Raw genomic sequence first — 22,197 nt, forward strand, 5'->3', positions numbered from 1 at the left:
GTGACACGAGCACGAGTGGACAGAAGTGGACAATTATCTCGACTTCTAACAAATCCTCATGCTGACTACTTGTACTTACTTTTTTTTAAATAAACTACGAAGGATGAAGCAAATAGCAGCATGGATGATATATCATTCTTTTATTTATCTGGTTCGAGCACGGTCACATTCTGGCCGGCATATTTCTCGTACAGGTCATTGCGCCGCTTGCGCCACGCATCAAGCCCGCCTCGCAGGTTGGTAATTCGCTTGAAGCCTTTTGCCTTCAAGTAATATGAGATCATGACAGACAATCCGCCTCCCGGGCAGTACACCAGGATTTGTTTATCCCGTGGAAGTTGATTCAAGTATCGTTCGACATGCAGTGGGTTAACTTCGTGCGCATTCGGTAATCCCTTAACATTTTTCCGCATGTCTGGGGGACGCACATCAAGAATAAAGGTTTGTTCATCAAAGAGGATGGTTTCGTTCAATTGCGCCGGGGCGAGCATGTTCACAAACGAAACGCGGCCTTCAACATATTCCTGAATCACCTGTGCCGTATAGCGGATATCGCCAGCGGTGGTGGTATGTCCGAGGCTGATTCGGATGGTCTCGCGTGCGGCCTGATCGGACAGTCCGATCGCTTTCAACACATGTGAGGGAGTATCCTCTCCGGTGCTGCACGCCGAACCGGCCGAGACGGCGATCCCCCGATAATCGAGCATCCCCATCAACCCGGAATTCTCCACGCCAGGGAAGGTGATACTAAGCGTGTTCGACAGGCACTCCGCTTCAGATGCTGGTGAATTGACCACACAATCGGGCTTGATCTGTTTGAGACGTTCAATCAGATTTCTTTTCATCTCCCGGACCCGTTCGGCATCTGCCAGCAGGCTATTGACTTCCTTACAGGCGGTACCAAAGCCGACAATATTGTGAAGGCTTTCGGTGCCGGCACGCAGCCCGCCTTCCTGGTGTCCGCCATGCAGAAACGGCGCGAAGGGACTGCCCTGCTTGATGTACAGAGCGCCAATGCCTTTTGGTCCATAGAGTTTGTGCGCTGAAAACGTTGCGTAATCCACGTCCCAGGTATGAACGTCTATCAGGATTTTTCCAAGTGCCTGCACGCAATCTGCCAGCACCAGTACACCGTGTTTTCTTGCTATTCTAGTGACAGCCTGGATATCCTGAATTACGCCGGTTTCATTATTGGCCAGGATGCAGCACACCAAAAAGGTATCGCCATCGATTCGCTGTTCCAAGTCAGATAACAGTATGCGCCCGTTCTTATCCAACTGGCAATATTCAACTGTCACTCCCTGAGTTTGCAAGTAAGCCAGTGTATTCGACACCGATGGGTGTTCGATCGGCGTGGCAATGATCTTTTTCTTTTGCGGATAAAAGTGAGCAGCCGCGGATTTGATCGCGGCATTGTTGGATTCGGATGCGCAACTGGTAAAGATGACCTCAGATGGATCGGCATGAATGGCCTGCGCTACCTGTTCGCGGGCTTGTTCCACCATCCCGGCAGATTTCCTGCCCATCTCATAAAAGGAGGATGGGTTGCCATACTGGTGTTTCAATACCTGTTCCATTGCTTTTCGAACACGGTGACTGACTGGAGTGGTTGCATTGTGGTCGAGGTAGACACGCCGGTTAAAACGAATAAGATGTTTCAAAAAAGAAAAATACTGGATCTCCATTGTGCTTCTCCAAAAGTGGCGGTTGTTTGCTGCCAGAATTATATTGCCGATAAATTTCAAGAAGGAATGTAAACTGGCTATATCACAATTGTACTTGACCATATCGTGAAGCCCTCAAAACCATGCACCTTATATATCCACTGCACGCTGATTAGGTTTTGCTGTTACTTTCTACTGCAATGACTACTTTTCCGCGCGCATATCCTTTGTACAGATGTTGCTGACGAGTACGCCATGCCTGCCGAGTCGTTTGTGGGTGATTGCCATAATGTATTCCTTTCTCCACAAACGAAACGCAGGCCGCAAAGGGTTTTCCCTTTACGACCTGCGTGGTTAATAATTTTTTATGCCGTCACTTCAAATTCAGCGTGGAGAGAGGCTTGGGAGTCAGAGCCAGCCCAAAGGTCGAAAGAGGCGGGGTCTTGAATCCATGCATTGGCGTTCGTGCTCCAGTAGGTCAATTCATCTTTGCCAAGTTTGAAGGTCACAGTCTTCTTTTCGCCGGGTTGCAGTGTGATGCGTTCGAAGCCTTTCAACTCGCGCATAGGACGGGTATCGGTTCCGTATTTTTGGTGGATGTAGAGTTGCGCCACTTCATCGCCTGCGAGTTTGCCAGTGTTGGTTACATCGAAAGTGACGGTGAGGCTCTCGCCTACTTTGATCTTCTCGGATGAAACTTTGAGATTTGAAAATTCAAAGGTGGTGTAACTCAAACCGAAGCCGAAGGGATAAAGCGGCACGGGCAAGCCGTCCCAATAGCGCGGGTTATACATGGGGCTGCCTTCGGGCGAGTGGGTTGTGTTGCGCGCGTAATACAACGGCGCGTGGCTGCCCCTGCGCGGGAAGGTGACGGGAAGTTTGCCGCCGGGGTTCGCGTCACCAAAGAGAATATCCGCCACTGCGTTGCCGCCTTCGGTGCCGGGCTCCCACGCTTCAAGGATGGCGGGGATGTTTTCTGCCGCCCAGTTGATGCTCAACGGACGACCATTCAATAAAACTAAAACAACAGGCTTGCCCAATGCGGAAACGGCTTTGAGCAATTCTTCTTGCCGTCCAGGCAAATCGAGCGAAGCACGCGATGCGGCTTCGCCTGCCATGATGTCGGTTTCGCCGAGAACCATGATGACTTGGTCGGCAGCCTTGGCAGTTTCCAACGCGGATTGAAAAGCCGCTTCAGACTCCGCTGGAGTTTGCTCGGGCTTACGTTCCTGACCAGCCATCAGGCTTTCGAACCATGAAGGAATGTCGCGTCGAATCTCGGGACCCGAGGCGTAGGTCACTTCGACGTTCGGCAGTTTGGTGCGGATGCCTTGAAGCACCGTCACTGCCGTAGGGGTATGACCGAAGACCATCCATGAGCCTTCAGTGGCTTGCATGGAATCGGCAACGGGACCAATGACCGCGATTTTCTTGACATGCTTGCTCAATGGCAAAAGTCCGCCTTCGTTGCGGAGCAAGACCATTGAACGCTGTGCCGACCATCTTGAAGTGGCACGATGTTCGGGTAATGCAATTACTTTTTCAAGCAATGTTTCATCGACATAGGGTTTCTCGAACAAGCCCATCTTGAATTTGATGGTCAGGATCGGGCGCACGAGTTCATCAAGTTCGGCTTCGGTCAAGACACCATCCGCCACCAATTGGGCGGCGTTCTCGGTGTAGGTATAACTGGACATATCCATGTTCATGCCAGATTTAAGTCCGCGCAGTGCGGCTTCGCGTCTGTCTTTGGCGTGACCTTGAATGACCATGTTTGCAACTGCGAATGCGTCCGAAACAACGAAGCCATCAAAGCCCCATTCCTCGCGCAAGACTTTGCGAAGCAGGAAGCGATTGCCCGTTGCGGGCACATCGTTCAAATCCATGTACGCGCTCATGAAAGTTTCCACGCCTGCATCCACTGCGGCTTTGAACGGCGGCAGAACGATATTGCGAAGTTGTGACTCGGAAAGATAGACAGGATCATAATCTCGTCCGCCTTCTGAGTAGCCATAACCTGCAAAATGTTTTGCACATGCCAACATACGTTCGGGGTCAGTGACGTCATCGCCCTGGAATCCGCGCACTTGCGCCGCCGCCATCGCAGAACCTAAATACGGATCTTCGCCCGCGCCTTCGACGATACGTCCCCAGCGAGCGTCACGGCAAATATCGAGCATCGGACCAAAGGTCCAGTGCAGACCCGCCGCGCGCGCTTCCTTCGCCGCCACGGCTTGAGATTTCTCCGGCACGTCCGGGTCCCATGAAGCCGCCATCGCCAGCGGCACGGGGAAGATGGTGCGGTACCCGTGGATCACATCCAATGCGAACAACAGCGGAATGCCCGATGGGCTTTCTTCGATGGCGATCTTCTGCAACTCGTTGAACTTCTGCGTGTCGTTCAACCACAAGACCGAGCCCGCTCCGCCTTTGCGAATTTGATCCTCGGCTGCAGGTCCGGGGGAAAACGCCGCGCCACCCACCTGATTGAGTTGCCCGACCTTTTCTTCAAGGCTCATCTTTTTGAGAAGCGCCTCAACCTTAACTGATACCTGTTTCTCTTTTCCTGAATCATTTACCTTGCTCATGTTTTTTCTCCTTGTTCGTTAGAGATTAGATAATTAGAAAGTAGAGATTAGTGAGCAGACATTCATCATTCTGCATTCTTCATTCATCATTTCGAAACCGCCAAATACACGCCCAACAAACCCGCATACACACCCAGCAAAATCAGCGGGATGGTTTCGAGCGAGACCTGTTTGGCAACAATGCCCATCACACCGGGAATGACGGCTGTTCCCAAGCCAGTGGCGGTCATCTGCATTCCGATGGTGTTTGCAGCAAAGTAATCCCCCACCCTTTTGCTTGTACCTGACATCATGGCGGGGAAGATCGGCGCAATGCAAAAGCCGATAATCGCCACTGCCAGCAAGTTCACCTCATCAGACGGATTCCAAACCAGTATGACCGCACCGACCAATGCCCCAAGCAAACCACCGATGACCAACTTATTGATGCCAATCCGATTGGCAAACAATCCCGCGATCACGCGCCCCACCGTAAAGGTTGCCCAATAACTACCCGCCCAAAAGCCAGCCAAGGTTGGGTCAATTCCGCGAGACTCTGTGAGCAGGGTATAGATCCATGTACCTAATGCACCTTCCGCACCAACATAGAGAAAGAAAAGCAGAGCACTCATCCATACACGCGGCTGATGCATGGTCTCGCTCATTGGCGTTTTGTAATCGGTCAGTTTCTTGGGTTCATCATGCGCAGCGGGTTTGTCGTTGTCACTCCACATGGGCAGGGTCAATACAAAGCAAGCCGCCAAAAAAAGCTGAAAACCGCCAACGATACGATATCCGGTATGCCAAGTATCTGTATTGCTTAACCCGAGCGTCATGATGATCGGTCCCAGTGTGATCCCCACACCCCAACTGGCATGGAGCCATTGCATCAGGCCTTCACTAAAGTGGGCCGCAACGTACGTGTTCAAGCCCGCGTCGATCGCGCCTGCACCAAAGCCAGCGATCACACCCAGAAGCACCATCATCCACCATTCGGGGACAAATGTGTACCCAAACAGGGCAATCCCCGTCAGGATGCAACTGATGGCTAGAACTTTCCCAACGCCAAAACGCGTCACGATGGGTCCGCTGAAGAAACTGGAGGTCATATACCCGATCACTAAAGCGGTCAGAAACATACCGATTGCATCGAGCGGAATGGAGAAATCGCCTCGAATGGAGGGCCATGCCACACCCAACAAGCCATCTGGCATCCCCAAAGCGACAAAGGCAACGAAGGACAAAATGACTAAACCGATCTTGGGGTATTGCTTTACATTCGTCAAAAAGTTCATGAAGATTTTCTTCCTTTACGTTTCATTTTTGCAATCGATTTCAGTTCGTAGTAAAAAAAATCGGTCACTACGCCGATTTACGAATCATCAATTCAACAGGGGTGGTCACATTGGTAATCTCCCCCGTCTTGATATAGTGGATCAAATTCTGCGCCAGCAAACTACCCGCCAATGGAACATTTTGCCTGATAGTCGTAAGCGGCAGGTTGTTGTACATCGCAATGGAAACATCGTCATAGCCCACCACAGCCACATCCTCGGGGACTCGTCTGCCGCTTTCGAGAATGATCTTGATCGCTGCAATTGCCATCAAGTCGCTGTTCACAAAGACAGCATCCAGATCTGGCGACTTTTTTAATAGGTTTTGCATGGCAACCAAGCCAGAGGTATAGGAATAATCACCGTAAACAACACGTTTTAATGCCACCCGCCGCCCGGCGGTCTGTAATGCATTTTCATATCCTTCATAACGGTGTTGTACGGTCAGGTCATCGGGAGGTCCGCCTAGAAAGGCAATCTGTTGTCTGCCTAATTGAATTAAGTGTTGTGTAGCAAGCACCCCTCCAGCGAGGTTATCTCCAGTTACAGAGCAATAATTCAAATTCGGAAGCGGTACCCCCCAGGTAATAAAGGGAGCGCCCAACTCCAACATTTTTTCAACGATGGCTTGATTAGTCTGCGACGCCAGCACAATAAATCCATCCACACGCGCACTGCCAAAGTAGGAGTTGATACTAGTGGTATCAAGCGGATTGACATTCGCGATCAAAAGGTCATATCCTAAAGAGCGCAGTTCGTTCCCGATCCCTCCGAGTATCTCGAACCCAAATAAACTTTCAGGAGAGAAAAAATTTGGCTCACAATCGGGTGCTACAAAAGCGATCGTATGGCTCTGGCGTACTCGAAGATTACGGGCAGAAACATTGATGCGAAAATTGTGCTTTCCGGCAAGCGCCTGAATGCGTTCTTTTGTCTTTTGGCTGAGGAGGGGACTATCGTTTAAAGCGCGAGAGACCGTTGACTTGGAAACTTTTGCCAAACGGGCAATGTCATCAAGAGTTTGAATGGTTCTTTTCTTCAAAGGAAGCTCTTTTTTTGCAATCGATTGCATTATAAGAGATTAAAAAATTACAGTCAACAGAATAAATCGTAATCAACTTAAGTAGCTACCTAACAAGGAAGTTGATACTGCAAGCGAGAACAAAAAGAGTCTCTATGATTTAAAAACTTTTGGCAGTGACGGAATGGATTGATTTTGGTAATAAACGTTCGATCCAACTTCCAATGGTTTCAACGATATTGCGAATTGAGGCTTGGAAGCAAGTCATAAATGCAGGTACGGAACGAAGCGGGTTATTTTTCCTTAATGGTAAAAGTTCAAGGCCAGCATTGCACATCACATCTTCAATCATATAATCTTTATAGATTCACCGTGCTGGGCAGTCAAAATATGAATGCAAAGACCGCAAAGATAATGTTTTTTACCGGCGATCACCTTCATTGTATACGAATCCCCTGTTTTAAGGTTTTCGGCTGTGATGAAGAAACTGCTCCCCCATTGCAGTATTGATCGCGCCACCCATAACAGCCAGGGCACGAGAGTGGATCTCGGCTGTGACCGGCCCCGGGTCAAGAAGCATACCATCGGCAAGCACTGGCATTGGCGGATTGGAAAGGATCGTCAGCCGCTTGACGCGGTAATGCTTGATGCGGGCATCCTCTACTGCGCCGCCCGTGGACTGTACTGCATAAGAGATCAGATCCAACTTGCTCATGTCTGAAAAAACGAACACATCCAGATGGTTGTCGTTCCAGGATACATCGGGGGAGATCTGAAAGCGCGGTCCAATATATGGCATATTGGCAATTAACACCATGTACGCACTCATATCAATCGGCTTACGTCCCTCAAGAATCATTCTGAGGCGCGAAGGTGTTGAAGAGACTACAGTGGATAATAGATTACCAATCTGTGTTAAATCTCCATGCTGGACGCTGTCTGCAAACGGATATATGTCGGACAAAAGTCCCAGTGTTGCATCTTCTAGAAACCAACGACGGGTGTGGCCGCTGCGCATACTTCCAACATCAATCTTTAGCCGACGACCCTCGCGCAGGAGAGCAACCGCTCCTGGAATCGTTTCAGGAATCCCCAAGTTGAAGGCCAAATTATTTCGCGTACCAGTGGGGATAATGCCAAGAGTGGCAGAACTGCCAATCATGACACCCATGACACTATCAATAGTTCCATCCCCCCCTGCCACAACGATCAAATTAATGCCTCTTTTGATCGCGCTTCGCACTATAGGTTCAACCTGGCTATTTGGATGCACCATATAAACTTCCGGCAAAATATTGCAATTCTGCATTTCGGTCAGGATCTCGGCAAGCTGACGTGGGGACTCATCCGCCTGACCTGCGATTGCGTTAAAGATGAGTTTTGCGCGGAGCGGACGGTGAGAGATTGTTTTTTTGGGCATATTTGTTTCCTTTGTGAATCCATCATACAGCAATCATGCATCAGCAACATCCATCGGTTAGGGGATAGCCGTCTCCACCACTTGGACGAGGAATAATTCAGACATCTTTTTCCAAGCCATCACATCTCCCCCAAGTGGCGGAGACAAACACTGCCTGTCTGATGGATGCGGAAGGGAAGTGTTTGCTATATGATGAGTTTAGAACATATCACTCAAACAAGGAGAAATATCATGTTGTACACCATCATCGTAATTCTGATCATCCTGTGGTTACTCGGCTTTTTAGGTTCGAACATAAGCCCAAGCTTTCCGAAAACAGGCGGGTGGATCCACACTCTGGTTGTGCTTGCCGTCATCCTCATCATTCTGAATCTGTTAGGGATCATTTAATTTCGCACTTCAAGAGGCAGCCTATCAAGCTGCCTCTTCACACAAATGAACAGCATTCTCGAAATGAGGTATCTGTGATTAATCGTAACCTGGCCCGGGGATTTATCACCTTGATTGTTGTGGTTGTCACATTGGCGTACAGCCTTTTAGCAGATCTATCTCCTGCCAGAGCTGTCGTAATTCCTGCAGCAGATTTATGCGGGCAAGGTTCCGCCCCAGATTACGGATTCACTTACGATCTACAGCAGATGCATTGGACGGTGGATTGGCAGAGTCATGTCTCGGAGAACGCTGTGAACGAGGTAGATGTGATCCTTGACCGGCTGAATAGTGATTCCATTGCGCAGACGATGATTCTTATTCAATCAGAGCAGCAGGTTGGCAACCGCGTCAACTGCGCGGTTCATTTTCTTCGTTATATGCGGCTTGGACTACCGGATGGTGAACGTAAGGATAATGGCTTTGTATTTTTGATTGTTGTTGAACCCAATAGTATTGATGTGCACTACGGTGTGGGGCTGGGCTTGCCTGCACTGACAGCTTCTGAATTGACATCCTTAAACCGTGCCGCTGAAGACACTTACCAAACGACAAAGAGCCTCGACCAGGCACTGTTGACCCTGATACAGGAATTCGACACAGTTGCTCGCAGCAACTACTCGCCGCTAACATCCCCCACTCCGACCCAGCAGATAATCAGCCTGCCAACACTGCCTTCCGGCCCGCTCGGCATTTTATCCATCTGCGGATTGTTGTGCATCGGCGTCCTTTTTCTACTATTTCTGATGTGGATGCTCCCCAAGTTGGCCCGTAGTGGCATCAACTTCAATCCGTACGGTTCAGGCTCACGCGGATCAGGGTTCCCACTAGGCGGGGGCAGGAACAGTCCTCGGTCGCGCGGCGGCAGCGGTAGTAGTCGCTCCGGGCGCGGCAATTAAACGATAAGGAGTTTTAGATATGAAACACTATTTCAAAAAGATCATTTCCATCTTTGTTGCCGGTGCCGTATTCATCGGACTAACCGGCTGCGGAGTTGTGAAGTCTGGCACGACGGAATACGACGAGCTTGTGGGGTTGGTGCAAGGCGTCCAGGCTGCGGCATCCAATTTCCAACTGGTGACGGATACACAGTATGCCAAGATCCAGGCAAAAACACAGATCACAAAAGATTATTACGATGCGGTCAGCGATAGCGGTGAAGTATGGACCGGCAATTTCCGCTCGCAAGCGGATGCGCTAACTGAGTTGTTGAAAAATTATCGTGACGAAAATGGTCAACCCTTGGATCCAACCAAACTGAATCTGGATGATCTGCAAGGCAAGGACGCCTTGCCCAGCGGCATAGGTCAAGGTTTCTCGCTTTACGTTAACGCCATTACCCAAGCCCCGCCACCCGTGCCAGATGCCCAAGTTACTCTTGCACTGGGTGATACGGTTGATGAGGCGATGAACACCATTCAACTGGCTGGCACGGATTGGAATGATGCCGTCAAAGCCTACAACACCCGCCGGGCACAAATCAAGGGTGAGATCGTAGCACGCGTTTCTGCGTATTTCGGTTTTGAGCTGCCTTTGACGTTTCCTTATTACCAGGGTGCTAATGCCGGTCAACCCATTCAGAATCCACTGGGGACACAAGCGCCATAAGAGGAGAGTAAATGAAAAAGAAATTTTCAATATTTAACTTTAAGTTGTTTAATCACCTCAGGCAGATCCTGGGCAACGAGTACCCGGACAGTAAATCTGAAGTGGAAAAGAAAAAAGTTGTGGTCGAAGATAACCTCCGTTTCCAGGATGACGGCGGGCCTGTGGTGGAGGTTACACACCCGATCGACCCAATGCTTGAGAATGACCATCCCAAACCGACCAGAGGGTCTGGGAGCGTAAAATCCTAATATGGAAGAGCGTGTCAGCGCCTGTACGAAAATATCGAGCCATGCTGTTTCAAGTGACGCTTCTCCTGGTAGCCGGCTCTTTTGCTGCACTGACTTTTCTCGTTAAGGCCATGCCTTCTTTTGCGGTCGACCTTCAGATCTCACAATTCGTTCAGTTGATCAATAATCCATTCTTTGCGCTATTCATGGGGCTGATAAGCTGGCCTGGTTTTTTGCCTCAATCCATAATTATCGCAGTATTGACCGTCCTATTGTTTTATAAGCTTGGCTTGCAATGGGAATCTCTCATGGTGTTATTCGCCGCGACATTTTCCTCGGGAGTCAATGTGTTGGTGAAGGATCTAATTCAGCGGCCGCGTCCAACGGCGGGGATGGTGAATGTGATTTCCACACTTACCAGCTACAGCTTTCCAAGCGGGCATGTGATGTTCTATCTTGGATATTTTGGTTTTGTTGCGTTCCTGATTTTTAGTTTATTGAAACCTTCCCTCAAACGAAACCTGCTGTTAGTGCTTCTTTGCAGTCTGATCATTCTCGTTGGACCCTCGCGTATATTCCTCGGTCAACACTGGGCCAGTGATGTGCTCGGCGCTTATTTACTTGGCAGCCTGACTTTGGCAGTGATCATTCAATTTTATCGCTGGGGAAAAACGCGCTTTTTCGTTCACCAGCCGGTTGCAGACGCAACTCTATAGACGGAAAAGGTCTGCCATGCATCGTTCAAGAATAAGAAAAGGGAGTATCCATTAATGTCAACTGAACTTATTCTCATCCGGCATGGACATGCTGTGCGCATTAACGGAGATTACTTTCACGCCCCTTTGACGCAACTGGGACAGGAACAAGCTAAACAGACAGGCCAATATTTTAGTGTTCCAGAAAACCACCTTGATGGTGTGTACTCAAGCCCGTTACGCCGCACACAGGAAACTGCACAATTTATCGGCGAACAGATCGGGCTTGACCCGCAATTTCGCTCCGGCATACAAGAAGTAATGTTCCTTGAACTTCCTGCGTTGGTGATATTGGAAATTCTTTCGATCGCTGATCCTCTTGAAGATTATCTGAAATCTCACGCGGGCGGCCCGATCCGCTGGCCGATCGTGAGGCGCGTTTCAAAGGTGTTAATGGAAATTGTGGAAAAACATCCAGATCAACGCATCGCTGTGATCGCTCACGCTGGTGTGATCTCAGCATCGTTATCCTGGTATTTGCCTGAGAAGCGCTGGCGCTGGTGGCGCACGACCGTTAGCAATTGTTCGCTGACTCGATTCAAAGTGGAAGGCAATCGGGCGGAACTTTTGGCGGTAAATGACATAAAACATTTAAGTCCTGTGATCGTGACCACGCAGCCTCCAACAGCAACTGTGGAAGTCGCAAAGGAAGTCCACCCGGCTGAGAAAGCTCTGGTATTTGAAAAGCCGCCAGAAACGGATAAAAAAGTTTAGAAAAAGGAACCACAACATGACTTCGGTACCCGCAATTGATACCCACCAAAAAAGTAAAGACTGGCACAGCCAATCTGCTGAAGATGTGCTGACACAACTTGGTTCCTCGGCGAACGGACTTTCTGCACAGGAGGCAGCGCAACGCCTCGAGGCAGACGGTTCAAATGAGATAAAAGAAGGCAAGCGTATCAGCCCAGTGCAGATTTTTCTTGGGCAATTTAAAAGTATCCTCATTTGGATTCTCATCGCGGCGGGTATCATATCGGGCGTGCTGGGTGAAATGGTGGACGCAATCGCCATCCTCGCCATCGTTGTGCTTAACGCCGTTATTGGCTTCTATCAGGAATTCAATGCCGAGAAGTCCATCGCAGCACTCAAAAAGATGACCGCGCCGCAAGCGAAGGTGCGACGCGACGGGCAGGTTACTTCAATTCCTGCTTCGGGAATCGTCGCCGGTGACATCCTCACGCTGGAGGCTGGTGATCTGGTCGCGGCAGATGCGAGGCTGATGGAGGCAGCATCGCTCAAGTGTGTCGAGTCTGCACTGACTGGTGAGTCAGAGTCTGTGGTAAAAGAATTCACTCTTCTGGAAGCAGGCGAGGTTGCGCTTGGTGATCGTAAAAACATGATCTTTATGGGGACGAGTATCGCATCAGGTACAGGTCAGGCCGTGGTGGTGGCAACAGCAATGAATACCGAGTTGGGGCACATCGCAAGCCTGATGGAAGAAGCGGGCGCAGAGCCATCCACTCCACTTCAGCAAAAGCTTGACTCGTTTGGACGCATCCTTGTGTGGGTGACGCTAGGCATCGTCGTGCTTCTGTTTGTGCTGGGATTGCTGCGCGGAACGGACCCTATGGAGTTGTTCATGACTTCGGTCAGTCTTGCCGTGGCTGCTGTACCGGAAGGGCTTCCAGCCGTCGTCACCGTTGCGCTCGCGCTGGGAGTGCTGCGCATGTCCCGCCGCCGCGCGCTTGTACGCAAACTGCCAGCAGTTGAAACACTCGGCTCAACTAGTGTTATCTGCACCGATAAAACGGGCACCTTAACCGTCGGCGAAATGACCGCGCGCAGGCTTTATGTCTCAGGTCAAACTTATGAAGTCAGCGGAGAAGGCTATGGACCAGATGGCGAAGTCCGCTTCGATGGCAAAAAGGCGGAAGCGCCTCACATGGCAGCGCTGCTTGAATTCGCGACCGTCATTCTAGCCTGCAACAACTCACATCTTACCCAGGAAGAAGGTGCGTGGAAAGTCGTCGGTGACCCGACTGAAGGCGCATTGCTTGTCGCAGGAATCAAAGCCGGCGGCGACCGCGAGGCTATCGAGAAGGAACTACCGAAGCATCACGAAATTCCTTTTGACTCTGATCGCAAACTTAGCGCGGTAATTCGCAAGATGTCGAATGGAAAATTGCGTGCCTTTATCAACGGCGCGCCTGATGTGCTGTTAAATCGCTGCATGAGCTTATATACCAGCGACGGGATTCGCCCCATGACAGATGAAGATCGTCAAAATATCCTGTCACAAAATACCGCCATGGCACAGCAAGCCTTGCGTGTGCTTGGCTCTGCTTATCGTGACCTTGAGAACGCTTCCCCCGCTGAACTCACTTCGGATATGGTGGAAAAAGATCTCGTATTCATGGGTCTTTCAGGCATGTATGATCCGCCGCGTCAACAAGCCAAAGATGCCATTGAGAAATGCCGCGCGGCAGGTATCCAGGTTGTGATGATTACCGGAGATCATCCGGATACAGCGACAGCCATTGCACACGAAATCGGCATCGCATCCGCTGAAGACAAGTCCATCACTGGTATTGAGTTGAACAAGATAAGCGAAGATGATCTTCGCAAGCGCGTGTCCACGATCACTGTATACGCCCGTGTCACTGCTGAACATAAATTGCGCATCATTCGCGCCTGGAAAGCCAACGATGCCGTGGTTGCTATGACTGGTGACGGCGTCAACGACGCGCCTGCCATCAAAGGCGCTGACATCGGCATTGTCATGGGGAAATCCGGCACGGAAGTCACCAAGCAAGCCGCAGACATGATCATTACTGACGACAACTTTGCCACGATCGTCGCCGCCGTGGAAGAGGGTCGCGGCATTTACGATAACATCCGCAAAACACTTCAATACTTACTGGCGGGCAATACCGGTGAGTTACTGCTGATGACCGCCTGCGTGATCATCGGCCTGCCAACGCCGCTGCTGCCAATTCACCTGCTCTGGATCAATCTCGTCACCGACGGTCTGCCCGCACTATGTCTCGCAACCGACCCCATCGACCCCGATGTAATGAAGCGCCGCCCGCGCCGACAGTCTGAACGCATTACAAGCCGCGGCTTTCTGCGCACGATGGCCTTCACCGGCTTCCTTACGGCAGGTGTCGCATTTGGGGTTTACTACTATATGTTACAAGCGGGAACCACCGAAACCGCCCGCTCTTATGCCTTCGCTGTTCTGGTCTTCGCCGAACTCCTGCGTTCCTTCGGCGCCCGCAGCGAAACCAAGCCTGTCTGGCGCATCTCGCTTTTCACGAATATCAATCTTGTCCTCGTGGTTGCCATTTCATTCGGGCTCCAGGTGTGGAGCCAACATAATGCGACGCTGGGCCGCTTCCTCAAGACAACAACGATATCGTTCACCGACGGACTTCTGCTTCTCGCTTTGGGCGCAATCCCGTTATTGGTACTGGAAATCGTGAAGGTGATCCGCAACGGCTGGATGGCAAAACAAAGCGCCAATCAAGAGGCGTAATTTGATATTTCGACTGGGAATAATGCTTCTTATCGTAGGTGTTACCAGCCTGTATTTTCCTCTTAATCGGAAGATTACCGGCGGCTTTAACTTATCCACTCGGTTTGATATTTGGGTTCCACTGTGGCCCGTGTGGGTGGTTCCCTATTTGCTATGCCTGCCAGTCTGGGCGGCTGGTTTGATCTGGGCAGCCTGGAAAATGGACGAGGGACTTTTTCGCTCCTTCGTCAGCGCATGTTTATTCGTCCAGGTATCAGCAATGTTGTTTTTTTGCTTTTTTCCCACCTACGCGAAACGTCCGCTCCTGACCACTGTCAACTGGGCAACGAAGATTTTGAAAATGGTTTATCGAAACGATGGCGACTACAACGCCTTCCCTAGCGGACATGTGTATCAGACGTCCTTGATCTGCCTATTCTACAACCAGTTGTATCCAAGCCATCCGTGGCTTTGGATTGGGATCGTAGTCATCGTTGCGCTTTCAACGCTGTTTACCCGCCAACATAATCTTGCCGACCCGCTTGGTGGATTGGCCATTGCCTGGTTCGGATATTGGTTTGGCACATATTTATTTTTATAAAAATGCATGACCATTATGAAATCGAATGATACATAACAGAAAGGAACAAACATGAAATCCATGGCTGTACTCACCAGCGGAGGCGATGCACCCGGCATGAACGCCGCTATTCGATCTGTCGTGCGGGTCGGTATTGATAAGGGGTGGCAGGTCTTTGGCATCCGGCATGGCTACAGCGGACTCATCACCAACAATGTCATACCGCTCGGAGCCCGCGATGTAAGCGGAATTATCCAGCAAGGTGGCACAATGTTGGGCAGTGCCCGCTGTTCTGAATTCAAGACTGAAGAGGGACGACTGCAAGCCTTGCGCGTTTTACAAGAGCATAAGATCGAGGCGTTGGTCATCATTGGGGGCGGCGGCTCTCAGACTGGCGCACACGCTTTATCGCAAATGGGATTTCCCGTGATCGGCGTGGCTTCGACCATTGACAATGACCTGTACGGATCAGACATTACCATTGGAGTGGATACGGCTCTCAACATCGCTTTGGAAGCGATCGACCGGCTCAAGGTCACTGCCTTATCTCACGAACGCGCCTTTCTAATCGAAGTGATGGGCCGTGACTGTGGTTATTTGGCGTTGATGGCAGGCATTGCCGGCGGCGCTGAAGCGATTGTCATCCCAGAGGTGGAGACCGATCCCGAAACCTTGGCAGATGAATTACGCAGTGCCTATGAGCGAGGGCAGGCTCATGCATTGGTGGTGGTTGCCGAAGGCGCTAAATACAACGCTACAGCATTGGCTGATTACTTTAAGGAACATAAAGAACGTCTGGGATTTGACCTGCGGGTGACGACCTTGGGGCATGTCCAGCGAGGCGGCGCGCCCAGCGCCTATGACCGCCTGCTCGCAACCCGCTTGGGTGCCGACGCAGTAGAACGCCTGACTCTCGGTGAGCATGGAGTCTTAGTGGGCTTCGTCAAGGGTGAGACGACAGCCACACCGCTGACCGAAGTGGTCTCCAACAAAAAGCCGCTGGATCTGCGTCTGCTGGAATTGGCGCGAATGCTTGCGAGATAGATATAAAGAAGGTTGCCGCATGACTGATCTTGAAGAAGACATTTATTGAACTCGCTACCGTACATTTGAACCGCAAAGTGCGCTAAGGAAACCTTTAAATCTTTGCGTTCTTCGCGCTCTTTGCGGGAAATAAAGCGGCATGTACGGTAGTGAATTTTTGAATAGATCTCTTGCATAAGTAAGTGTAAATTAGCCACACACCTGCCCTTCGCATCGCGTCGCGAAGCGAAGCCGATGTGGCGGGCGGTGCCAGGGGAGCACACAGAGTCAATTGAGAAGAACCTTTAAAACTCTGTTTTTCTCTGTGGCAAAAAGACTTTTGCAAGAGGTCGAATAAAACAATCAGAATCACCGCACCATTCCGCCATCAATTGCTAGACAGTCTGCGTAATGCCCGCATTGAACGAGCCCAGTGCAGGTTCCTTGATGCTGACCGCGGCGGGATCGATCAGGAATTGACCATGTCTATTTTCTATCGCTTGTCTCATAATTAAGGAAACTTTTTGGCGAAAATTGCGAGTGGGAATCGAATTATATGTTTACCAAATTATGCGATACTGTGTAAACAGGTTTGCGATAGATCGTATTTCGCTTGACAACCACAAAGCCGCAATCTTCATAAATACGAGTCGCTCCACTTAGGTTCTCAGAATCAACACCCAAAGCCGATTCGATCATGCCTTGTTCCTTTTGAACCTGCAGGCTGCGGGCGATCAATGCGCGCGCCAATCCGCGTTTGCGCCAGGGACGGCGGACGCTGATAAATTCTGTGTAGCCGCGTTTGCGCTTAAATTTTTCATTTTCAGCATGATTAATAAAGGTTCGCACCTGCCCGGCGACCTGCTCTTTTTCCATATCCCAAGCCACCTGCCACAAGTGTGGTTGAAAATAAGTCTTGTCGGATAACCACCATTGATAATCCTCTTCCGTTGCTTTCGAGAAGCCCCAATGATCAATCAATGCTTCTTCTGCCGCATCCCAGATCAAACGGTAATGTTCTGGAAGTACCGGGCGGACTTCCAACCCGTCAGGCAGTGCGAAGGCTGGAATATTCTCCAGAGAGGGCCGCACCATTTCATGAAAATATCTGATGGGGCTATAACCAGCTTTGACCAGCATGGCAGCCCGTGCGGCCTCATTTTCAGATAAAAATACTTGAAAGAATTTGTCGTGATCCGCGGGATGCGAGGAGGCAATTTCGCGCAGCCGAGCTTCGATCCATTGCAGCATGACCGACCCAATCCCTTTGCGCCTCCATTGCGGAGCAAGGAAACCGCCAAAGTAATACACATATTCCCCATTGTTTTCATCCATGGCCCAGGCGCCACGAGAATACCCAATGACTTCGCCATCAATTTCAGCGATGATCAGATCTGTATACGGATCACAATTAGAGAGATGCGCATAAGAGTTTTTCATCTCTTCCAATGTGGTAACTTGTTCCACTTTGTCTGTGTCATAGCTGGATTCAAGGGCTTTAACCATTTTGGGCAGATCGCCCTCGCCTCGATAGTGTCGAAAACGCAGGTTGGGAATTGAGGGAGTTTTCACCAGAGTAATAAGATCGTCATTCATTTTTAATCTCCATAGTTATTTGTGGAATGAACCATTCAGGTCGGTGTGCTAACCAAAAAATCTTGTCTTCGGACATCCTCCCCTGTCATATTATAAACAAGGGAGGATGTTTTTATATTACAGATTTACCAATGCTCGATTTGCAGGATCAATTATCAGGGAAGCGGATCGGTTCGCCCTCGTGCGGAGCATCCCCATTGGGAGCGATCCTCATCGCATTCATGGATGGGGTGGATATGCCAAGTTGATCAGCGGCCTTGGAAAGCTCCTCATAAGCGCGGCGCGCATTGCTGGCTGCGTTGAGATACTTCCAACTATTGAAACTTTCCACAGCCTTACCTGCGTATTCGTTAGCGCGCTCGATATTTTTCTTGACGCTCTTCGCGTTCGGGTCGGCAAGGATACTGCCAAGCAGTTCATTCGACCAGTTCAGGTATCCAGCCATTTCATAGCGATACATATTATCCTGATCGAACTGACCGAAGCTGGTGCTGAGATCCATATAATGCATGATCGTATTGCTCTCATCGCCGGACCATGCAAAATAGAAATCATCGCCGGGGCCGTAATCAAACCCATATTCCGAATCGTAGCCGTCATGCGGATGGGACAGGCCGAAATGATGTCCCGCTTCATGAATGGTGGTGGTGCTAAATCCATATCCAAACGAGCGATAATCTTCAGTATCGAACTCGAATACGTAGCTCTGCGTGCCGTCAACCCAGTTATCATCAGCAAAGCCCAACAGTCCACCCATTGAACCAAGATTATCTGTAGTGGTATTGAAAGCATATATCCCGGCCACATAGTCGGCGCCACCGTAATCAGGGATATACGTTGCGCGGTTCTGGTCGAAATAACAGAACAGTTCAGCAAAGGTGGTGAAGAAGTCATTCCAGCAATCATCTTCTGGAAGCAGGTCCGTCGCGATGCGGAAGGCGCGCTGGGCATTTGCATCGATCGGGTTGTAGTCGACCAAATTCGTTTGCCAATCGTAATAGGGTTCAAACTTGGTAAACCTGGATTTCACTTCTGCCATATTGATCCAATCCGTGCCGAGGCTGGCGGGATCATCTTCGAGCATGTTGACATGGATGATCTTATCGCCGCCGACACCTGGCGCGGTTACCATCGGATCATAAAGCGGAGAGGAAGTGAACAACAGGTTAATCCCAACAAAGCGGGTTATCCAACCCAGGTCGGTGCTCAAAGCGGACGGGTCGCGGAAGCCGCCAGCGGAATACTCCCAAATGGGCGGCATGCGATAATCCTCGAAGCCGTTCCCGTCGAGATCAAGATCGTCCACGTTCCAATTATTGGTCCACGCTTCAGGACCCGCTGAAAGATCGTAGAACCACAATCGGCTGTTACTTCCGCCCCAGGCGATCATCTTGCGTGAGTGTCGCTCGGCGCCGAAGTTGTAGCCAGTATCAGGGTCGGCTTCATCAGTCTTGGTGTAGACGTGAAAATTGAAATCGGGTCGGCTGTACCAATTGATAAAGACAACCGTGTATCCTTTTTGGTTCCCCAAATTTTTGAGCCAGCCATTTTTCAACCGATGGCGCGTCAATATACAGCACCTGGCCCGTTCACATCCAGAACGTTGTTGACTTGATCGTTATAGAAAGTTTGATAAAGCGTCGGGTCACCCGATACGCCAATGCCCTTCATGTAATTAAAGAATTTCCTTGAAAAGCTGGAATCTTTGAATGAAAGGTTGTACTCAAAATTAAATTTCAAGCCCATATCCCGCCCGGGGATTCCATAGAGTGGCGGATAGCGCACGATCGGGGAATAGGTGGACGGCAGGGTATCAAGGAAGGTCTGTGTATCAATACTCTTTTTATCGTAGCCGATGAAAACAACATTGACCGGCACTTTCTGCTCGAATGTTACGATCTCACCAGGCTTCAGACCTCCCTCATTCTTGTCTTTGGCGGATACAGGAATGGCAAAGATAAGAGAAAGAATGATCATTATGCTAAACAGGGTAAACGATCTTCTTTTCATTTTATATTCTCCTTTGCTTGTCGTGGACTCTAAAACATGGATGGAAATATCGATCGGTAATGACCGCGGTATATCCATCTTGGCCCACTAAATTCATTCTCAAATTTAGAGGCGGCCAATTTTGGATCAGCGGCGCGTTGATCCATAACGTCAGCCTGCGCATCCGATCCATGGTCGGCTTTTTGGTTAACCGCTGGAAAGACAAAATTCGCGGCAAGGGATCGCAGGATGTTCAATACAGAAGGAAAATTAATTCTCATTTGGGAACTCCTTTGGCGGCAATTGAAAACAAACATCAATCCAAAACACATCTTGTCAATACCGAAGTTATTAATTCTCAATTTAAGATAGTACTCACCTCCTTTCTTTTGACTTACATTCAAATAAACGCTGGCTTCAACCCTTTTCACCAGCCAGGAACATGTCAACTTGCCAACAACGGCGCCAATCAATAAAGGCAAAGATTGTGACGTTTGCCTGGCTTTCCAAAATTCAGGTAAATGCCATGGCTCGTGATGATGATCCTTCGATTGGCGGTAATTGAAAATTTACGGCTGGTTTTCATGGCATCCTTCGAACCTATTAATCAAAAAGAACGGGTAAAGCCTGCGTGTTTTAGCCATCTACCAGCGATGCTTTATCTTGAAGCGCGGAGCCGATCGATTAAGACAGCCAACCATCCCGTACGGGCTTCCAAAATGAGTGATACCAAAACTACGATCCATAATGCATGGATGGATGGGATGGTTTCCCATATTTATGAAGTTGTAGGACAAGCCACCATTTACTGCTTCACCAATTCCCATGTTACGCGCCATGCCTTCTGCATGTACAGGAACGACCAGGGATGTGGAAAGAACGATCGTAAGGATCATCGCGATGATGAATCTCTGCTTCATGTTCAATACTCCTCGGGTTGATGTTGAGAACCCACAACAGACAGCGAGCGATCAGGCGCAGCATGCTGTCACCTTAATATCTAGTCAGAAATGCCAGATCATTGCTGCAGCGGCGGTGATACAGTAACTCGGGGTTTCCGAATTGCGGGCGGGTATATACTCTCGAATAGGGTTTATCTTTTTCAGGGTCACAGCCGCCATACGCGGAACCCGCCGCATCCTGGTCAAGACGTACCTGATCGGTTCCATGGATGAAATTCAAATACTTTTCAACGATGCTCCATTTGCCGATCTTTTGTGCGGTTTTTCCACTTCCTTTCGCTGAGACTTGAACAGCAACCAGCAGGGAAATTACGAGCAGGACGCCAATCAAGGCGAATAATCTGATTTTCATTTTATGATCTCCTTTAACGAATGCTTGAATATATTGAACGATCCCGTACCGTTCAGCGGACCACGTCCTTAAGGAATTCCTGCCCTTGCACATACCCTTTTAGCGGCATGGACATCCCCCCGTTTTGACCGTAGTTGACCTGCAGTTCACCCACCCAGCTATTGGGCACACTCGGCTTGAACGCGATCTCAACCGTACAGGTCCCCTGGCCGGCGAATGCTTCCGGCGCCAGTGGACAGGTGCTTGCGACGATGGAAAATCCAGCCGTTACTGAAAGTTGATCGATCAACACAGGCTCTGTTCCGTCATTGCGGATCGTTACTTTTTTTGCCGAGCTGACATGCCCCAGCGTCAGCGTGCCAAAGTCGAGCATCTCGGGTGAGAAACTGATCGTTGGTTTCGCTTCCATCGCTGTGACCGACAGCAAGGCGGTGATCGGCGCGATGGGTGTGCAGCCGGCGCAAAATATTATGATCGCCAGGACGACCATCCTGATCTGCGAAAATGAAGAGGACCGATTTCGTCCGTTCATTTTGGGGCTTGAGTTGTTTCCATATTGAGATCCATGTATATTCATAATAGACTCCATGTTTGATGATCTGATCTGTTTAATCTGTTGAAGTGAACGCCGTCAGGGAAGGATTGACGCCAGCATTTCCATTCCCGAGTGCGCCGATCCTTTTAATTGGATCGTGATTGCCTGGCCGGAACCGTAATTGACCTGGAGATACCCCACCCAATTTTCGGGAAGACTCGCCATGAAAACTACGTCAACCACACACGACCCTTGACTTGCAATTGCCTTTGGCGCCTGCGGACAGGAGTTTGATGCAATCGAAAAACCGCTGGAGACAGAAAGATTTTCGATCAACAATGGAGCCGTTCCAGCATTCCCTATCGTCACGGTTTGAGCAGCGCTGGGGGTTCCAAATGGCAAAACTCCAAAATCGATCTGATCGGGTGCGAAGGCAATCTTTGCTTCTGACCCGCTATCGGTTAGCGGCAGCTCAGAAGCGGCGGCCGCATTGGCAGTACAACTGACGCTCAATATCGTCAGTATCCAAAACGACTTCCCAAAGTGACGGGATAGATAATCCCAGATACTCTTTTTGCGCTCTTGAGATTTGATCGTTGAAGTTTTCATAACAACCTCCATAAAAATAGTTTGATTGGACGGAATATTTTGTTTCATCAATCGCCTGACAACAGGTGC

22 protein-coding genes are annotated in these 22,197 nt (G+C 49.8%); 10 read left to right on the forward strand and 12 right to left on the reverse strand.

The window, feature by feature from the left end:
• Positions 1–140: 140 nt before the first annotated feature.
• The 5 genes from IPL17_RS08220 to IPL17_RS08240 form a co-directional block, all read right to left on the reverse strand.
• Positions 141–1,685 (reverse strand): aminotransferase class V-fold PLP-dependent enzyme, encoded by a 1,545-nt coding sequence (locus IPL17_RS08220; RefSeq protein WP_345306598.1) that lies wholly within the window; start codon positions 1,683–1,685, stop codon positions 141–143.
• Between the two features lie 344 nt (positions 1,686–2,029).
• A complete protein-coding gene (gene bglX / locus IPL17_RS08225; RefSeq protein ID WP_345306599.1) occupies positions 2,030–4,252 on the reverse strand; it encodes a beta-glucosidase BglX in 2,223 nt (740 codons plus the stop codon).
• Between the two features lie 86 nt (positions 4,253–4,338).
• Positions 4,339–5,526, reverse strand: a complete 1,188-nt coding sequence (locus IPL17_RS08230; RefSeq protein ID WP_345306600.1) for an MFS transporter — start codon at positions 5,524–5,526, stop codon at positions 4,339–4,341.
• A 67-nt stretch (positions 5,527–5,593) separates the two neighbouring features.
• The gene (locus tag IPL17_RS08235; RefSeq protein ID WP_345306601.1) at positions 5,594–6,607 is read right to left on the reverse strand and encodes a LacI family DNA-binding transcriptional regulator; all 1,014 of its coding nucleotides are present in this window, start codon (positions 6,605–6,607) and stop codon (positions 5,594–5,596) included.
• Between the two features lie 439 nt (positions 6,608–7,046).
• On the reverse strand, positions 7,047–8,006 hold the full coding sequence (locus IPL17_RS08240; protein WP_345306602.1) for a diacylglycerol kinase family protein: 960 nt from the start codon (positions 8,004–8,006) through the stop codon (positions 7,047–7,049).
• Between the two features lie 231 nt (positions 8,007–8,237).
• Between IPL17_RS08240 and IPL17_RS08245 the strand changes: the two genes are divergently transcribed.
• From IPL17_RS08245 to pfkA, 9 genes are all read left to right on the forward strand, one after another.
• Positions 8,238–8,396: a lmo0937 family membrane protein gene (locus IPL17_RS08245; RefSeq protein ID WP_345306603.1), complete on the forward strand. Its 159-nt coding sequence runs from the start codon at positions 8,238–8,240 to the stop codon at positions 8,394–8,396.
• Between the two features lie 74 nt (positions 8,397–8,470).
• Positions 8,471–9,334, forward strand: a complete 864-nt coding sequence (locus IPL17_RS08250) for a hypothetical protein (RefSeq protein ID WP_345306604.1) — start codon at positions 8,471–8,473, stop codon at positions 9,332–9,334.
• A gap of 19 nt (positions 9,335–9,353) precedes the next feature.
• Positions 9,354–10,043 carry a hypothetical protein gene (locus IPL17_RS08255; RefSeq protein WP_345306605.1) on the forward strand — a complete coding sequence of 230 codons (690 nt, stop codon included), beginning with the start codon at positions 9,354–9,356 and terminating at the stop codon, positions 10,041–10,043.
• A gap of 11 nt (positions 10,044–10,054) precedes the next feature.
• Positions 10,055–10,291 carry a hypothetical protein gene (locus tag IPL17_RS08260; protein WP_345306606.1) on the forward strand — a complete coding sequence of 79 codons (237 nt, stop codon included), beginning with the start codon at positions 10,055–10,057 and terminating at the stop codon, positions 10,289–10,291.
• Between the two features lie 11 nt (positions 10,292–10,302).
• Positions 10,303–10,986 carry a phosphatase PAP2 family protein gene (locus tag IPL17_RS08265; protein ID WP_345306607.1) on the forward strand — a complete coding sequence of 228 codons (684 nt, stop codon included), beginning with the start codon at positions 10,303–10,305 and terminating at the stop codon, positions 10,984–10,986.
• A 54-nt stretch (positions 10,987–11,040) separates the two neighbouring features.
• The gene (locus tag IPL17_RS08270; RefSeq protein WP_345306608.1) at positions 11,041–11,739 is read left to right on the forward strand and encodes a histidine phosphatase family protein; all 699 of its coding nucleotides are present in this window, start codon (positions 11,041–11,043) and stop codon (positions 11,737–11,739) included.
• 16 nt (positions 11,740–11,755) lie between these two features.
• The gene (locus IPL17_RS08275; RefSeq protein ID WP_345306609.1) at positions 11,756–14,503 is read left to right on the forward strand and encodes a cation-translocating P-type ATPase; all 2,748 of its coding nucleotides are present in this window, start codon (positions 11,756–11,758) and stop codon (positions 14,501–14,503) included.
• A gap of 22 nt (positions 14,504–14,525) precedes the next feature.
• Complete coding sequence (locus IPL17_RS08280) at positions 14,526–15,083, forward strand: phosphatase PAP2 family protein (protein WP_345306610.1); 558 nt, start codon at positions 14,526–14,528, stop codon at positions 15,081–15,083.
• Between the two features lie 51 nt (positions 15,084–15,134).
• Positions 15,135–16,106 carry a 6-phosphofructokinase gene (gene pfkA, locus IPL17_RS08285; RefSeq protein WP_345306611.1) on the forward strand — a complete coding sequence of 324 codons (972 nt, stop codon included), beginning with the start codon at positions 15,135–15,137 and terminating at the stop codon, positions 16,104–16,106.
• A gap of 531 nt (positions 16,107–16,637) precedes the next feature.
• Here the strand turns inward: pfkA and IPL17_RS08290 are convergent.
• The 3 genes from IPL17_RS08290 to IPL17_RS08300 all read right to left on the reverse strand — a co-directional run bounded on the left by IPL17_RS08290 (position 16,638) and on the right by IPL17_RS08300 (position 19,691).
• Positions 16,638–17,681 carry a GNAT family N-acetyltransferase gene (locus IPL17_RS08290; protein ID WP_345306612.1) on the reverse strand — a complete coding sequence of 348 codons (1,044 nt, stop codon included), beginning with the start codon at positions 17,679–17,681 and terminating at the stop codon, positions 16,638–16,640.
• A 148-nt stretch (positions 17,682–17,829) separates the two neighbouring features.
• Positions 17,830–19,212: a hypothetical protein gene (locus tag IPL17_RS08295; RefSeq protein ID WP_345306613.1), complete on the reverse strand. Its 1,383-nt coding sequence runs from the start codon at positions 19,210–19,212 to the stop codon at positions 17,830–17,832.
• Positions 19,213–19,247: 35 nt separating this feature from the next.
• The gene (locus IPL17_RS08300; protein WP_345306614.1) at positions 19,248–19,691 is read right to left on the reverse strand and encodes a hypothetical protein; all 444 of its coding nucleotides are present in this window, start codon (positions 19,689–19,691) and stop codon (positions 19,248–19,250) included.
• Positions 19,692–19,828: 137 nt separating this feature from the next.
• Between IPL17_RS08300 and IPL17_RS08305 the strand changes: the two genes are divergently transcribed.
• On the forward strand, positions 19,829–20,146 hold the full coding sequence (locus IPL17_RS08305; protein ID WP_345306615.1) for a hypothetical protein: 318 nt from the start codon (positions 19,829–19,831) through the stop codon (positions 20,144–20,146).
• Between the two features lie 168 nt (positions 20,147–20,314).
• Here the strand turns inward: IPL17_RS08305 and IPL17_RS08310 are convergent, their stop codons facing one another.
• From IPL17_RS08310 to IPL17_RS08325, 4 genes are all read right to left on the reverse strand, one after another.
• A complete protein-coding gene (locus IPL17_RS08310; protein ID WP_345306616.1) occupies positions 20,315–20,590 on the reverse strand; it encodes a hypothetical protein in 276 nt (91 codons plus the stop codon).
• A gap of 73 nt (positions 20,591–20,663) precedes the next feature.
• Entirely contained in the window at positions 20,664–20,984 is a 321-nt protein-coding gene (locus IPL17_RS08315; protein WP_345306617.1) for a hypothetical protein, read from the reverse strand.
• A 52-nt stretch (positions 20,985–21,036) separates the two neighbouring features.
• Positions 21,037–21,561 carry a choice-of-anchor D domain-containing protein gene (locus IPL17_RS08320; protein WP_345306618.1) on the reverse strand — a complete coding sequence of 175 codons (525 nt, stop codon included), beginning with the start codon at positions 21,559–21,561 and terminating at the stop codon, positions 21,037–21,039.
• A gap of 54 nt (positions 21,562–21,615) precedes the next feature.
• Entirely contained in the window at positions 21,616–22,128 is a 513-nt protein-coding gene (locus IPL17_RS08325) for a choice-of-anchor D domain-containing protein (RefSeq protein ID WP_345306619.1), read from the reverse strand.
• Positions 22,129–22,197 lie beyond the last annotated feature (69 nt).

The organism is Candidatus Villigracilis saccharophilus, assembly GCF_016711665.1.